The organism is Bradyrhizobium sp. NBAIM03, from assembly GCF_020194055.1.
Lineage (GTDB): Bacteria > Pseudomonadota > Alphaproteobacteria > Rhizobiales > Xanthobacteraceae > Bradyrhizobium > Bradyrhizobium yuanmingense.
In genome coordinates, this window is record NZ_JADYVS010000005.1 from 182190 (window position 1) to 195662 (window position 13473).

Annotated in this window: 11 protein-coding genes; 4 read left to right on the forward strand and 7 right to left on the reverse strand. The window is 63.9% G+C overall.

What is annotated here, in order from left to right:
* Positions 1-69 precede the first annotated feature (69 nt).
* Positions 70-246 (reverse strand): hypothetical protein, encoded by a 177-nt coding sequence (locus I6F21_RS09650; protein WP_225183083.1) that lies wholly within the window; start codon positions 244-246, stop codon positions 70-72.
* Between I6F21_RS09650 and I6F21_RS09655 the strand changes: the two genes are divergently transcribed.
* Positions 245-976: a hypothetical protein gene (locus tag I6F21_RS09655; RefSeq protein WP_225183084.1), complete on the forward strand. Its 732-nt coding sequence runs from the start codon at positions 245-247 to the stop codon at positions 974-976. The two genes, I6F21_RS09650 and I6F21_RS09655, sit on opposite strands and share 2 nt — an antisense overlap.
* Positions 977-1095: 119 nt before the next feature.
* Here I6F21_RS09655 and I6F21_RS09660 read toward each other — a convergent pair whose 3' ends face one another.
* Both I6F21_RS09660 and I6F21_RS09665 read right to left on the reverse strand, forming a co-directional pair.
* On the reverse strand, positions 1096-3606 hold the full coding sequence (locus tag I6F21_RS09660; protein ID WP_225183085.1) for a S8 family peptidase: 2511 nt from the start codon (positions 3604-3606) through the stop codon (positions 1096-1098).
* Positions 3599-4792, reverse strand: a complete 1194-nt coding sequence (locus I6F21_RS09665; protein WP_225183086.1) for an ATP-binding protein — start codon at positions 4790-4792, stop codon at positions 3599-3601. The genes I6F21_RS09660 and I6F21_RS09665 overlap by 8 nt, the downstream gene beginning before the upstream one ends.
* Before the next feature lie 181 nt (positions 4793-4973).
* Between I6F21_RS09665 and I6F21_RS09670 the strand changes: the two genes are divergently transcribed.
* Entirely contained in the window at positions 4974-5219 is a 246-nt protein-coding gene (locus tag I6F21_RS09670) for a DUF2188 domain-containing protein (protein WP_225183087.1), read from the forward strand.
* Positions 5220-5224: 5 nt separating this feature from the next.
* The gene (locus I6F21_RS09675; protein ID WP_225183088.1) at positions 5225-5620 is read left to right on the forward strand and encodes a hypothetical protein; all 396 of its coding nucleotides are present in this window, start codon (positions 5225-5227) and stop codon (positions 5618-5620) included.
* A 266-nt stretch (positions 5621-5886) separates the two neighbouring features.
* Here the strand turns inward: I6F21_RS09675 and I6F21_RS09680 are convergent, their stop codons facing one another.
* Positions 5887-6657 carry an alpha/beta hydrolase gene (locus tag I6F21_RS09680; RefSeq protein WP_036036655.1) on the reverse strand — a complete coding sequence of 257 codons (771 nt, stop codon included), beginning with the start codon at positions 6655-6657 and terminating at the stop codon, positions 5887-5889.
* Between the two features lie 157 nt (positions 6658-6814).
* The gene (locus tag I6F21_RS09685; protein ID WP_035997846.1) at positions 6815-7279 is read right to left on the reverse strand and encodes an Hsp20 family protein; all 465 of its coding nucleotides are present in this window, start codon (positions 7277-7279) and stop codon (positions 6815-6817) included.
* 216 nt (positions 7280-7495) lie between these two features.
* Here I6F21_RS09685 and I6F21_RS09690 point away from each other — a divergent pair, with 216 nt between their 5' ends.
* Positions 7496-8443 carry an alpha/beta hydrolase gene (locus I6F21_RS09690; RefSeq protein WP_057028207.1) on the forward strand — a complete coding sequence of 316 codons (948 nt, stop codon included), beginning with the start codon at positions 7496-7498 and terminating at the stop codon, positions 8441-8443.
* A 160-nt stretch (positions 8444-8603) separates the two neighbouring features.
* Here I6F21_RS09690 and I6F21_RS09695 read toward each other — a convergent pair whose 3' ends face one another.
* Positions 8604-11369 carry a di-heme-cytochrome C peroxidase gene (locus I6F21_RS09695; RefSeq protein WP_225183089.1) on the reverse strand — a complete coding sequence of 922 codons (2766 nt, stop codon included), beginning with the start codon at positions 11367-11369 and terminating at the stop codon, positions 8604-8606.
* A 185-nt stretch (positions 11370-11554) separates the two neighbouring features.
* Entirely contained in the window at positions 11555-13351 is a 1797-nt protein-coding gene (locus tag I6F21_RS09700; protein ID WP_225183090.1) for a tetratricopeptide repeat protein, read from the reverse strand.
* Positions 13352-13473: the final 122 nt, after the last annotated feature.

Here is a 13473-nt window from a genome sequence, read left to right on the forward strand (position 1 = left end):
TAACCATCACCTTGCCAAATTTTTGTCTAGCACACAAGCGCGCGGAAGTCCCGATTCCGCAGAAGTCAATCAATCGCTTTCCAAAAGTTGCGCAGCCCCGGTTTTGAGGCAAACACGCCCTGATCCGGCCCCGCCGGCGCCGAAATCCCAAATGAAGCTTCGGATCAACCCTTCGGAAGGCGCGCCACGCCGCGAGAAGCGAAAGAGGGCGGCCGCCGCAAGGCCTGACAGGAGCGTCTCGATCATGAAGTTTTTCACAGGATGTGTGGCCGCCGCCGTGGTGGCCCTGGGTGCCAGTGCGGGGCAGGCCCAGGTTCCCGCGAGCGGGATCGCCCGAGGCGCCGTCATCGCCGTCTCGGATTTCGACGGGCCCTACGCGCCGCCGGAGGCCGCCCCGCCGCGTTACGGTTACGGCCACTACGAGGAGCGCGGCCCGGCGCCGGCCCTGTTGCCGCCGACCGAGGTATATGCCGTGCTGCGCGAAAACGGCTTCTCGCCGCTCGGCATTCCGCGCCTGCGCGGCAGCGTCTACACCATCGCGGTGATCGACAGAAGCGGCGATGATGGCCGGCTGGTGATCGACGCCCGCGACGGGCGGATCATCCGCTTCATGCCCGCCACTGACGCCTATGGCATGGCGCCGTCCTATGACGAACGCGCGGTCGCGCCGTATGGGCCGCAAACCGCGCTGCCGCCGCCGACCGTGATCCGCAGCGGCCCGCCGCGCCCGCCGGCGTCGATCCCGCATGTGGCGAGCCGCGCCGTGCCGCTGCCGAAGCCCGCCCCGCGGCGCGCCGAGACGCCGGTCGCCGCGAAGCCGGCCGAGCCGGCGATGCCGCAGGCCCAGGCAGCGCAGCAAGCCGCCGTGGTGCAGGCGAAGCCGGCCGAGGTCCCTGCGCCGACGGTGGGTCAGGCCAAGCCTGCGCCGACCATCCTGCCGACGCAGGACATGCCGGCCGCGCAGGGGCTGGACTAGGGCGTGTACTACAAAGCAACGTCGGCTCCTAACGGCCGAGCTGAAAGCTTCGAGTTGGCCAGAGCATCGCCTTTTGTGCCCTAGAGCGGACGGCGGCCGGCCTTTCCTTGTGCAAATGATTAGATACGGGACACGACGCGCGCCGCAGTGCGGATATCAGCGATCTGAACGTTCTGCAGCAGTTGCTGGCGCATCACCTGGAATACAGGTTGCTCCATCTTCGGATCCGAAATCGTCAATATCGCCGTGAACGGTACGCCCTCGTCTGGCATCTCGCTATTGTCGGTGCGCGATAGATAGCTTACCACCAAGCGCCAGTTGGTCGAGGCGCCGCGGCCCTTTGGCATGGTAGCGCCGCTGGTCTTCACGGGGCTCCACTTCATGCCGTGTTCGACCCGTTCGGCTTCATAAGGATGGTCGATCCCGCTGGGCGGCAGATAGAGTGGCTTCAACTGCCCCTTCCAGCTGACCTCGCCGCTCCGCGAGATCTGTTCCTGCTGAAGTGCTGCCTCCACATTGATTCGCGTGAACTCGGCTCCGAAGCGCTGGTCGAGCGGAGGACTCGACACCAGCGTTAGTCGGGCGGAGCCGCGGCAAGCATTGCCGGGGCCGACCAGGCATGAAGGCCAGGAGAAGCGGAAATTCATCTGGCGGTCCTTCTCTAGGCGACTCGCGAACACCAGCGTAATCTGATGGTCCCCGCCTTCCAGCACGCTTGCGGCCGGCGCTGTCATGCCGTGACCACACAGCTGGCGGGCAATGACATTCAACGTCTTGTCGCTCAGCGGCAGCGGCGTCTGTGCATGGTGCGTCAGCAGCGCAATGAGGGTTTCCCGCGAAACGTCACCTTCAATCTCCGAATCAAGGATCGCCGCCTGTTTGGCGATGAAGGGCGTTGCGTAGCTTGTGCCGCACCCGTCTGCGAGAGAGCCGTTTGGCGCAACCGAATAGAGCCCGTGTCCGAGAGGCTGCATCGGCGTACCCGAGCCGCCGGTGAAGGCGAAGTCCGGCTTGACCAATGCCCGCAGGCCGGGGCCGCGGCGGGAGTATCGCGCAGGGGCATGGTCGACGCTATGCGCGCCAAGCCCCGCAGGATTCAAAGCGCCAACCGAAACGTTGCGCGCGCTCTCCGCGGGTACCTGAATCCCATCGTTTTGCGAGGCCGCCATCACCTGCAGGGCCATATCTGGGGTAGCAGGCCATTCCGGCCGTCCCGCATTGGCGTTGAGGTTTCCGGCCGAGATGAAAATCAGAACATCGTGCGTGTCCGCGATATGGTCGAGCCGGGATGCGACCTTGCTGTAGTGACCGGCCGACACCAGCACCTGGACGTTCATGCTGAAATTGAAGACCCGCACGCCGTGTTGCGCCTTAGCTTCGGCAATGGCATTCTCGACTTCATCAAGGAAGCCGGTCAAGTCGCGATAATAGGTTGCGAACGCGTTGTCGGAATTCGGGTACACTGCGATATCATAAAGCTCAACGCCGTCGGCGTCAGTGCTTGTTTGCGGTCCATTCAAAGCGCTCCCGGCGACAAGGATGCCGCCGATGAATGTTCCATGACCGAGGTCCATGTCCTGCGCAGCAAGCGGGTCCCAGCGGCCGACCAGCCAATCGCCGAGAGCCGCATCGCTGATGCCGCCGTCGATCACACCAACGCGGGGCCAAGCTTTCGCACGATCTCGCTGCTGAATGGTCGCGGTTTGCGGGCGGGTGCGGACAACGCCCTCGCTACGGACGACGACGCCCGGCAATTCGATCTTCTTCACCAGAGGATGAGATTCCAGAAACTTGATCAGGCGGGCGTGGCGTTCGCGGTTTGGATCGAACGGCGCGATCTCACGGCCACGTTCGCCGGCCGACGGCAGCATACGTACAATCGGCGGCTGTGCCGACTGCTCCAGGCGAACCGCATAGGTCGGCTGCTCGCTGCCGACGCGGCGGGGCAGAGCGTGGACATCAAGGCCAGTGCCGAGATGCTGCAGGCCGGCGGTAAACGATTCAAATAGCTGGCGACGGAAGCCGGCAATATCGTAGTTCGCCGGCACGGGCGGGATTTCGAAAAGCTCGACCTCATATTGGCCGCCGGTCTTCGGGTTGGACAGCCACAAGACCGCCTGGTCGAGGTCGAATTGGCGGCGGTCCCCTGCGCCATAAAGTTCAACGCTTTCGATCGCGCCCGTTTCACTGCGGCGCGGCGTCGGCACCGCCTCCATCTTCTTGGTGTGCTCATTAAAGCGCCGCTGGGTATGATCCTCGGCCCTCGCCACTTCCGCTGCAATTTCGGCCAGGGCCTGCGGGGTCGCTTCCACGATGAGTTCGCCCAGGTCTAGGTTGCCGACAAGGCGCGTGCGGCGCTCGGAAAACAGGGCGTGCAGCGGACGATGGCTTTTCGCCCAGGCCTTCCGGCGGAGGATCACCTTCACGAAGCCGACCGGACCGAACGCTGGCGCCTGACGCTGCAAGCCGGCCGTGACGTCCGCCAGCTGCTTCAAGACATTCTTTCGATGCGCCACGAATCCAATGTCGTCGTCGAGAAAGAAATCCGTCTTGGGACCACCACCGCCCGGCCTATCGCGGTCTTCGGAGAAATTGTCAGGGTTGAGAACGATCTGAACAGGACTAGCCATGGCTTCTCACCGACCTACTGCGTGAATTCAGCATGCGGCTGATCGTGGATTTGTCTTTGTTGAGGATCTCGCCCAGTTCCGCCTGGGAGAAGGAGAGTTCGGTGTCGCGATGCAGCGCTTCGAGCAGGTCGGCCGGATCTTGAAGCAGATGCCGGCGTTCCGCGTTGAGGCGGCCGCTGTTGAGCGTTGCGAACTGTCTGAACAGGTCGAGCAGCTCATAGGGTTTATCGCCCCTCACCGCTCTCAGCTTCTTATAGCTGCGAACCACGGCCTCGAGCTCGGCGCCGGTGGCGCCTTCGGTAAACCAGGCAAACAGTTTCAGGTGTGATTCCGGCGCTTCGGTCGGCATCATAAAAAGACGGGCCATATCGAGCCTCAGCTGCGTGTCGGGATTGGGGATCTGCAGCTGGACCTCGAAGCGTCGCCAGACCGCGGGGTCTAGCAACTGGGGATGGTTGGTGATGCCGATCGTGAACCCGAGGGGCTCCCGAGCGTCGAGATTTTGCAGCAGCGCGTTGACGATGCGCTTGATCTCGCCGACCTCCTGCGGATCGTCGCGGAGCTTGGCCAGCGCATCGAACTCATCGAGCAGCAACACACAGCGGAAGCGGTTTACAAAATTGAAGAGGGTGCCGATGTTGCGCGACGAGGTTCCTAGGAACGAAGACACCAAGCTATCTAGCCTTGCGACCACCACAGGAAGATCGAGCTGCTTAGCCATCCACATGGCAAGGCGCGTTTTGCCGGTGCCCGGCGCGCCGTAGATGAGGCACGTCTTGCTGGGCTTGATGCCGGCGGCGTCGAAGGCCTCGAGATGAGACCACTCCTCAAGGAGCGATTTGATCGCGCCACTGACGTCGCCGCTGAAAATGGGGGCGCCCTCTGAAATCTGCTGCTGGAAAATGACTTGAGCGAGCGGAGTCGACGTTTCGCGGTCGACCGGGATCACGGTGTTGCGGGTCAGCGTCTCGCCGCCGGTCATGACAAGGGACCGGGTCAACTTGCTTGGCGTCATATCCTCCGCGCGTTCGGCGCTGGTCAGGATGGCCGATAAGGCAGCGGCTTCCTTGGTCTCACCAGCCTCCTGCATCGCGTTGCGGAGGCGCTCGACCTGTTTGGTCAGCGCAGGGTTGGGGTTCGACATCGCCACCCGGCAGAGAGATTGGATGAGGGCGAAGTGCTGCATGCGGAATTCCCGTTTCATTATAAGCAGTTGAAGTTGCAGTATAGGGCAATAAGTTGCATAATGCAAGCTAGATATTGCAATTTATGCCTATTTGTTGCAGAATACATCGACCTTGTTGCAACGGGCAGCTCCCCGATGTGTATCGAGGGATAACAAAGTCTTAAACTCATGGAGAAAATGAATGGGCAGCCTTCCGAAGTTCACGCTCAGCCACAATGAGCGTCGCGATCAATGGGAACTGCGTCACGATAACTCTCGTCGCTTGGTCGAATCCTTCGAACGCAAGGCGGATGCGACCGCCGGCGGCAGCCTTTCGGCCGCGCTCGGCCCAAACGGCGGCTCGGTGAAGATCAAGAAAATGGACGGCGCCTTCCAGGAAGAGCGTACGTTTCCGCGCAGTGCCGACCCTCGCTCTTCGAAGGGCTAGGGCGCATGCTGTTCCAGCTGCCACGGCAGGACGGCACCTTTGAAATCCCGGATGCCTGGTGGGAGTTCGCCGAAATGGCGTCCCACCAGCGTATCGGGGAATACTATCCCTATCAGGGTCTCGTCCGAGGCGAGGCATACATCGACCGCAGCCATGTGGAGTTGGTGCAGCTGCTGGACATCGAACCCCTGCGCCGCGATCCCGGCACGCCGCTGTTTCGCAAATGCAAGCTCGTCCCCGTGTTGATGGGCCTGCGATCACCGCACGGTTTCTTGCCGCCCTGCGAACTGCGGCGGACGAGCGGTGGGCGCTACAAATATGCGCTCCACAACGGCTGTCATCGCTTCTATGCGTCTGTCGCCGTGGGCTACAGCGAATTGCCGGTGTTGATCGACCGCTAGATGGGGCGTGGTCCGGTCTGTAGCGGTACTCGACCGGGGTTTAGACATGTAGGAGCCGGTGATCGAGGGTCGGCCGCCGCCGTCGCTGTGCGCTTCCCATACGTGGTGACATGTTCGGCCCTTTATCGATGTCGATAGATCGCTATTTCTCCGCCGCGGGCATTAAGCGGACATCAGGCGACCAGCCGCCCGATGGGGCAGCCCAGGCCCTAGCAAAAAACAGAAACGCCCGACGAAATCGGGCGCTTCAACACTTTAGCCACGCCTCAGCTCCGTGGATATCCCGCGGCGTCCAGGATCAGATTCGCCACCTCCTTCGGATGCGACACCAGCGAGAGGTGGCCGGCATCGAGCTCGATCGTGGTGGCGTTCATGCGCTTGGCGAGGAAGCGCTCGAAATCGGGGTTGATGGTGTAGTCGTTCTTCGACACCGCGTACCAGCTCGGCTTGGAGCGCCAGGCCGCCTCCGTGGTGCGGCCGGCGAAGATCGAGGCCGCCGTCGGCCATTGCACGGCGTAGAGCTCCTTGGCCTGCTCCGGCTTCACGCCGTTGGCGAAGTACTTCAGGAAGGCCTCTTCCGAGAGCTTGGTGTAGCCGTCGCGCTCGACGATGCCGGCGCGCGCCGGCCCGGCCGGAAACTGCTTCGACAGCGCCACGAAATCCTCGTTCGCATCGGGCGCGCGTGCGGCGACGTAGACGAGGCCGGTGACCTTCGGGTCGGTGCCGACCTGGCTGATCACGGTGCCGCCCCAGGAATGCGCGACCAGCACCGTCGGCCCGTCCTGCTCGGCCAGCGCCCGCTTGGTCGCCTCGACGGAGTCGCTGAGCGAGGACAGCGGATTCTGCACGGCGGTCACATGCAGGCCTGCAGCCTGCAGGATCGGGATCACCTCCGACCAGCTCGAGCCGTCGGCCCAGGCGCCGTGCACCAGCACGACGTTCTTCGCCTTGACCGTCTGCGGTGTCTGGGCATGAGCGAGGTTGAGGGGAGCGGCCAAAAGGCTCGCGGCGACGAAAAGGCTGCGCCAGAGTGACATGATCTTCTCCGTGTTTTTGGTTCGATGCCCAAAGGACGGAGAGCGATGCGACGGTGTTACGCCATCACTGCTCTGTGATGCATTGCAACGAAAAAAACGCCCCGGGGCACCGGGGCGTTTTTCGCAACCTGGACGTTGCTGGGTTTGGTCGCCTGGCTCAGGCGGCCTGCGCGGCGGAGTTCTCGATCACCTGCGCCTTGGCGCCGGCGTTGATCGCGATCTGGCGCGGCTTCTTGGCCTCGGGAATCTCGCGGACGAGGTCGACATGAAGCAGCCCGTTCTCGAGCGAGGCGTCCTTCACCTGCACGAAGTCGGCAAGCTGGAAGGCGCGCTCGAAGGCACGCGCGGCGATGCCGCGGTAGAGCACTTCGGATTTCGAGTTCTCGTTCGCGACCTTCTCGCCCTTGATCGTCAGCGTGTTTTCCTTCGCGACGATGGAGAGCTCATCCTTGGCAAAGCCCGAAACCGCAACGGTGATGCGGTAGGCATTCTCGCCCGTGCGCTCGATGTTGTAGGGGGGATAACCGGGGCTGCCGTCCGAGCTGGCCTGGTCGAGCAGGTTGAAGAGACGGTCGAAGCCGACGGTGGAACGATAGAACGGAGTGAGATCGTAGCTACGCATGGTCAAGTCCTCCATTGAGCGACTGTTGGTAACCCGCCCGCCAATCGGGCCGGGCTTTAGTCTGTGTGCAGCCTGATGTTCCGGTTCCGAAACACTGGTAGCGGCCTGCACGAAGGTGATATGGGTGGAACGAGACGGCGTTCAAGAGGGCGGGACAGGCGCCTTTTCGGCGCTTTGGCCCCTTGATTTGCAGCACTTCCCGCCCAAGCACGCCCAATGACGCTGGTCTCGATTCCCGCCAATCCGGTCCCCGAAAACGTCGTCAGCGGCACCATCAAGACCCCTGATGGCGTCGAGCTGCGCTTTGCGCGCTGGGCGCCGCCGGCGAACCGCAAGGGTACGGTCTGCGTCTTCACCGGGCGCAGCGAGCAGATCGAGAAATATTTCGAGACCGTGCGCGATCTGCGCGACCGCGGCTTTGCGGTGGCGATGATCGACTGGCGCGGGCAGGGCCATTCGTCGCGCCGCCTGCGCGATCCGCGCAAGGGCTATGTGCGCGACTTCGCCGATTTCGAGATCGACGTCGAGACCTTCGTGCAGCAGGTGGTGCTGCCGGATTGCCCGCCACCCTTCTTCGCGCTCGCCCATTCCATGGGCGGCACGGTGCTGCTGCGGGTGGCGCATGCCGGCAAGCGCTGGTTCGACCGCATGGTGCTGTCTGCGCCGATGATCGACCTGCCCGGGCGCACCACCTCGCTCCCCGTGCGTGCGCTGCTCAAGACGATGCGCCTGCTCGGGCAGGGCGGCCGCTACGTCCCCGGCGGCAGCGACCGCCTCACCGGGCTCGAACCCTTCATCAACAATCCCTTGACCAGCGATCCCGTCCGCTATGCGCGCAACGCCGCGATCCTGGAGGAAGACCCGACGCTTGGCCTAGCCTCGCCGACGGTCGCCTGGGCCGATACCGCCTTCCGCGCGATGCACACCTTCAAGCGCGTGAACTACCCCTCCCAGATCCGCCAGCCGATCCTGATGCTGGCGGCCTCCAACGATACCGTGGTCTCGACCGCGGCGATCGAGGAATTCGCCTATCATTTGCGCGCCGGCTCCCATCTCGTGATCGCCGGTGCCAAGCACGAGATCCTCCAGGAGCAGGACCGCTACCGCACCCAGTTCTGGGCCGCCTTCGACGCCTTCGTGCCGGGCACGCCGCTGTTCAAGTGAGAAGAGATCGGGAGCCTCCACGAGGACGGTGAGAATCGGAGTCGAGGAGCGTCCTCATTCTCCGTCATTGCGAGGAGCTCTTGCGACGAAGCAATCCAGCTATCTCCGCGCTGACAGCCTGGATTGCTTCGCTGCGCTCGCAATGACGAAGCAAGATTCTTTACAGCGTCTTCAGATACTCGATCAGGTCGTAGCGTTCGGCGTCATCCTTGAACATGCGGCCGATGACGCCGGGGCGCTTCGGCTCGCCGTCCTTGCGCTCGAAGGAATGGCCGAGCACGCTGTTGCCCTGGATCGGCTTGCCGTCGGAGCCGCTCGCGGAGAACTCCGTTTCACCGGTCTTGCAGCGCTCGTTGGCGGTGACTGCGAAACCGACGGTGTCGGGGTCGTAGTCGCGGCGGCCCATGCAGAATTTTTGCGGACGCTCGTTCTGCGGCTTCAGCAACCAGTACAGCGAAGGCACCGAGCCGTTGTGCAGGTAAGGCGCAGTGGCCCAGATGCCGTTCAAGGGCCGGGCGCGATAGCGCGGGTCAGGCGCCGGATTGAGACAGTTCTTGCGCGCCATATTCCACATTTGCGCCCGTTCGGCCTCCGGGATCTTCTCGTCGTCCATCCATTTGCGGGCGACGAGATCGACCACCGTCATGAGCCCGAGTGCATAGACCATCTCGTTGGGCGATTTGCTCGCGGTCGGGATCTCGCACTGCCACCACGTCTGCAGGTCAGCCGTGTTGACTTTCAGAAAGCCGGGCACGTCGACGGTCCGCTTGCTGAGAACGAGGGACTGCTCGGGATCGGTCTTGATCTCGTCGAGCGGGATCGTCACCGCATTCAGCACCTTGCTGTCGCCGCTCGGCTCCCAGCGCTTCGACGACCAGAAGGCCGGGGTGTTGATGTCAGGCAGATGGCATCCGGAGCACATCTCCGCGTAGATGGCGCGGCCGCGTTCGACCCGATCGGGCTTCAGCTTCCAGGCATCGCCGAGGATGTGCGAGGGCCATTTCGGTGCGAGCAGACCGCCGAACTTCGGACCATCAGCCGCCTTGAATGGATCGGGGCCTCTCAGCATGTCCTCGATCCAGCCGAGCGTCCTGATGTTCACCGAGGAGCGCCACAGCCTGTCCTGCGGATAGGCATCGGACAAATTGAGCAGCGCCGTCACGCCGAGGGCTTCGCCGGCGTTGCGGATCAGCGGCTGCTCGATCGAGGCGTCGTACTGGGCGAATTTGAACCAGGGCACCGTCCAGATCGCGGGATAGCTGACCGGCGCGTCCTGGGCGTGCAGGTTCTTCTCGAATCCCTTGACCCCGCTCATTGCGAGGTCCTGCGAAAACACCTGGTTGCCGATGCGGTTGAGGGCATCGAGCCGGCCGAACCCTTCCTCGGTGTCCTGCTGCTGCTTGCCGTCCCAGGTCGTCTTGCCTTCGATCGTCTTCTCGTAAGTCTTGGCCCAGTCGATCAGGAAGCTGCCGATCGTGCTCAGCTTCTGCTTGAGCGCGGCGCGGTCCGCCTTGCTGGCGTCGGGGCCGAGCACGCGATCGGCGAAACGCTGGAAGCGGAACGGGACGTACAGCGTGTAGGCGATCGACAGGCCGGTCGCGAGCTCGAGCTTCTTCAGGTCGGTCATCGCCGGGCCGCCGTCGAAACGGACGTCGATGCCCTGGTAATGGATCTGGCCGGTATGACAGGCGGCGCAGGTCAGTCCGATCATGTCGTCCTCGCGGCGGCTCGTCGCGGGATCGACCACGCCGGTCATGCGCGCGAAGCCGACCGGCAGGCCGTCAACGTTCTCCGCCGGCGTCCAGCGCGTCGACCAGTCCGACGCTTGCGTGGTCTCGTAGACATTGGCGTAGCCGAAGCGGCGCAGCGTCGCCGTGTCGGTCTGGATCGTCTGCGGGCTCGGGATGAAGCCGAAGCGTTCGAGATAGGCGCTGTCCTTGATCAGGCCCGGTTTGGAGAACAGGTGGAGCTGCGGCTGCTCCAGCGCCACGAACCACTCATAGGGCACCGGGAACGTCGCGGTGCCCTGGCTGGCGTGGTGGAACCAATGTCGGTCCTTGAGCGACCAGTTTTGCTCGAGCCAATAGGCAGCCTTGGTTTCGGGCATCGCCGGCAGGGGCGGCGGCAGGAGATTCACCAGCACGCCCTTCTGCGGCAGCATGGCACGAACCTGGTTGGGGAATTCGGCCACCGCGACCAGGGCGACGAGGCCGAGGCCGATGACGAACGCCGTGAGCGCGACCGCCCAGCGAAAGCGGAGCTGGCAGGACGACAGCAGCGGCTGCGATACGATCCGCTGATTGATGCGGTCGGGGAATTGGCGCTGTTCGAACAGCGTGCGCACGTCGGCCACGCTGAGATAGCGCTCTTCGCCCTGCTTGCCCTTGCCGATGATCTTCAAAAGGATGGGCCATTCGAACTTCATCAGCAGCGGGTAGTACCAGCGAGCGGCGCTGCCGGCGCGCTCGAGGTTGTCACGCATGAAGGTCTTGATTTCCGCGGCGTTGAGGCCGGGCTCGCTGCTGCCGGTGTTCGGGTCGGTGTAGTTCCGGCCGAAGCTCGCGAGCCGCGCGATCTCGTCCTCGTCGATCTTGCCGTCGACGCCGAGGATGCGCGAGCCGGCGCCGCGCTTGTCCAGCGGGCCGCCGCGCAGCGCGTCGAGCTCCGCGCCCGAAAAGATGCTCTTCAGGATGTGCTTGACGCCGTTGGCGATCATCGCGACGCCGCGGACCTGGATGCGGGCCGAGACCTTCTTCAGCCCCGTCTCACCGGTCGCATTGGCGATGGTCTGCGACAGCGTGTTGAGCGGGACGGTGCCGCCCTCGACGAAGCCTTCGCCGACGAGGCCGCGCAGGAACGGGCAGGGATTGTTCGGCGAGACTGGAATCGAGGGATCGAGGGGCGGCTTCGAAGCGGGGTGATGCATGGCCCAAATCCTGAAAGCAGCGAATCTTGAAAAAGCAGGCGCGCTGTTAGAGCGCGGAAAGTCCTAACAAACCGACAGCACGATATACTACTTCAGCGTGTGACGAGTGTGGCCCATTTCACTGTCGCGTCAACAACGAGCAGGCGGTCGCACCGGAACCACGTCGGGCCTGCGGCCCCCTTCGTTCAGGATTCGGCGGCCCGTTTGACGTCGCTCTGGACCAGCGTCAGCTTGCCGAGCGGCACGCCGGCCTTCAGCAGCCCCTCGCGATAATGGGCGATGTCCTCGGGCCGCTTCCAGTGGAAGTTGCGCAAGTGCCTGTCGACATTCAGCGTTGGATAATTTGCCATCAGCACGCGGGCAGCTTCGCTGGCCTCGTCGCTTCGCCCGAGCTGCGCCAACGCCGCGGCGCGGATCGCCAGGGCCTGCATGTGATTCGGGTTGATGTAGAGCTGCTCGCGGGCCCACGACAGCGTCGCGTCATATTGGCGCAGAAGATAGTGACTGAACGCGTTCAGCGCCGACCATTGGTAGCGCGGGTCGCTGTTGTCGCGTTGCGCGGCCATCGAGAACAGCTCGATCGCCTCGCGGTGCTCGCCGATCATGAAATGGCAGATGCCGAGCACGCCGCGCGCGCCATTGTCGTAAGGGTTGAGCGCGACCGCGCGCTTGGCGGCGTCCATTGCCGCCTCGTGATGACCCTCCAATGCGTGCGCCCAGGTCAGGATCGAGAACGCGAAAGAGGAGCGCGGATCGAGCCGGACGCTGGTTTCGGCGAGGCTCATCGCCTCGGCCCACATCTCGCGCGTGCCCTTGACCCAGCCGAACTGAATGCTCTGGATCTGGATCGTGGCGAGATAGGCATGCGCGATCGACAGCTTGGGATCGAGCCCGATGGCCTCGCGGAATAGGTCGACCGCGACGGCCAGATCTTCCTTGGTTTGCCGATAGTAATGCGACAGCCCCTTGAGGAAGCGGTCCCAGGCGGTGACGTCGGTCGAGAGCCGCGCCGGCGCCGAGGCCTCGGCACGGACGATCTCTGTGGCGATGGCGGCGGACAAATTGGTGGTGATCTCGTCCTGCATCGCGAACAAATCGCCGATGTCGCGGTCGTAGCGGCCGGTCCAGAGCTGCTCGCCGGTCTCCGGCGCGATCAGCTCGGCGGTGACGCGGATCTTGGCGCCGGCGCGCCGCACCGAGCCCTGGATCAGATAGGTGGCGTCGATCTCGCGCGCGATCAGCCGGGTGCCCACGTTCTTGCCCTTGAAGGCGAAGGTCGAGTTGCGGCTCAGCACCCGATAGAAGGATTGCAGCGACAGCGCGTGGATCAGGTCCTCGGTGAGGCCGTCGGAGAAATATTCGTCCTGGGCGTCGCTGAGATTGGCAAAGGGCAGCACGCCGACGATGGCCGTGCGGTACTGCTGCGACAGCGCCGAGGCCTCACGGAGCTCGGGGGCAAGCGCCGGCGCGCCCTCGGGCGTCCAGGTAAAGACCCCGATCGCATCCTTGATGTTCTTGAAGCGATGGTTGCCGGCATCGGTCAGCGGCACGGTGAGATGCTTGCTCGCCTCCCGGTAGGCCTTGGCCGAGATCGCGAAGCCGCCGGGGCTCGCCACCGATTCCAGGCGGACGGCGATGTTGACATCGTCGCCGAAGACTTCGTCCTCGTCGGCGATGACGTCGCCCATGTGGATGCCGAGCCGGAACTGCATGGCGCGGTCGGCCGGCAGGTGGCGGTTGCGTTCTGCCATCAGCGTCTGCATCGCGATCGCCGCCTCGGCGGCGCCGACGATCGAGGCGAATTCCAGCAGGAAGCCGTCGCCGGTGTTCTTCACGACGCGGCCGCCGTGATTGAGGATGATGGGATGGATCGCGGCGCGATGGGCCTTGAAGGCGGCATGGGTGCCGGCCTCGTCGCTGCCCATCATGCGCGAATAGCCGGCGACATCGGCGCAGACGATGGCGGCCAGACGTCTTTCCATATCCTCAAAGCTCCAAGGGACCAGATGACCGGCCACAGCGTGGCGGTTGCCGCGAATCCCGCATTTCAAGAACCCCGCCTTTATAGAGCAGATGCGCCGCAGCGGAAGCATGATCCGCATTG

Coding starts and splice junctions, on each gene's coding strand:
- I6F21_RS09650 (WP_225183083.1), bottom strand. CDS start 246: ATGATCGAGACGCTCCTGTCAGGCCTTGCGGCGGCCGCCCTCTTTCGC.
- I6F21_RS09660 (WP_225183085.1), bottom strand. CDS start 3,606: ATGGCTAGTCCTGTTCAGATCGTTCTCAACCCTGACAATTTCTCCGAA.
- I6F21_RS09690 (WP_057028207.1), top strand. CDS start 7,496: ATGACGCTGGTCTCGATTCCCGCCAATCCGGTCCCCGAAAACGTCGTC.
- I6F21_RS09685 (WP_035997846.1), bottom strand. CDS start 7,279: ATGCGTAGCTACGATCTCACTCCGTTCTATCGTTCCACCGTCGGCTTC.
- I6F21_RS09670 (WP_225183087.1), top strand. CDS start 4,974: ATGGGCAGCCTTCCGAAGTTCACGCTCAGCCACAATGAGCGTCGCGAT.
- I6F21_RS09655 (WP_225183084.1), top strand. CDS start 245: ATGAAGTTTTTCACAGGATGTGTGGCCGCCGCCGTGGTGGCCCTGGGT.
- I6F21_RS09675 (WP_225183088.1), top strand. CDS start 5,225: ATGCTGTTCCAGCTGCCACGGCAGGACGGCACCTTTGAAATCCCGGAT.
- I6F21_RS09680 (WP_036036655.1), bottom strand. CDS start 6,657: ATGTCACTCTGGCGCAGCCTTTTCGTCGCCGCGAGCCTTTTGGCCGCT.
- I6F21_RS09665 (WP_225183086.1), bottom strand. CDS start 4,792: ATGCAGCACTTCGCCCTCATCCAATCTCTCTGCCGGGTGGCGATGTCG.
- I6F21_RS09695 (WP_225183089.1), bottom strand. CDS start 11,369: ATGCATCACCCCGCTTCGAAGCCGCCCCTCGATCCCTCGATTCCAGTC.
- I6F21_RS09700 (WP_225183090.1), bottom strand. CDS start 13,351: ATGGAAAGACGTCTGGCCGCCATCGTCTGCGCCGATGTCGCCGGCTAT.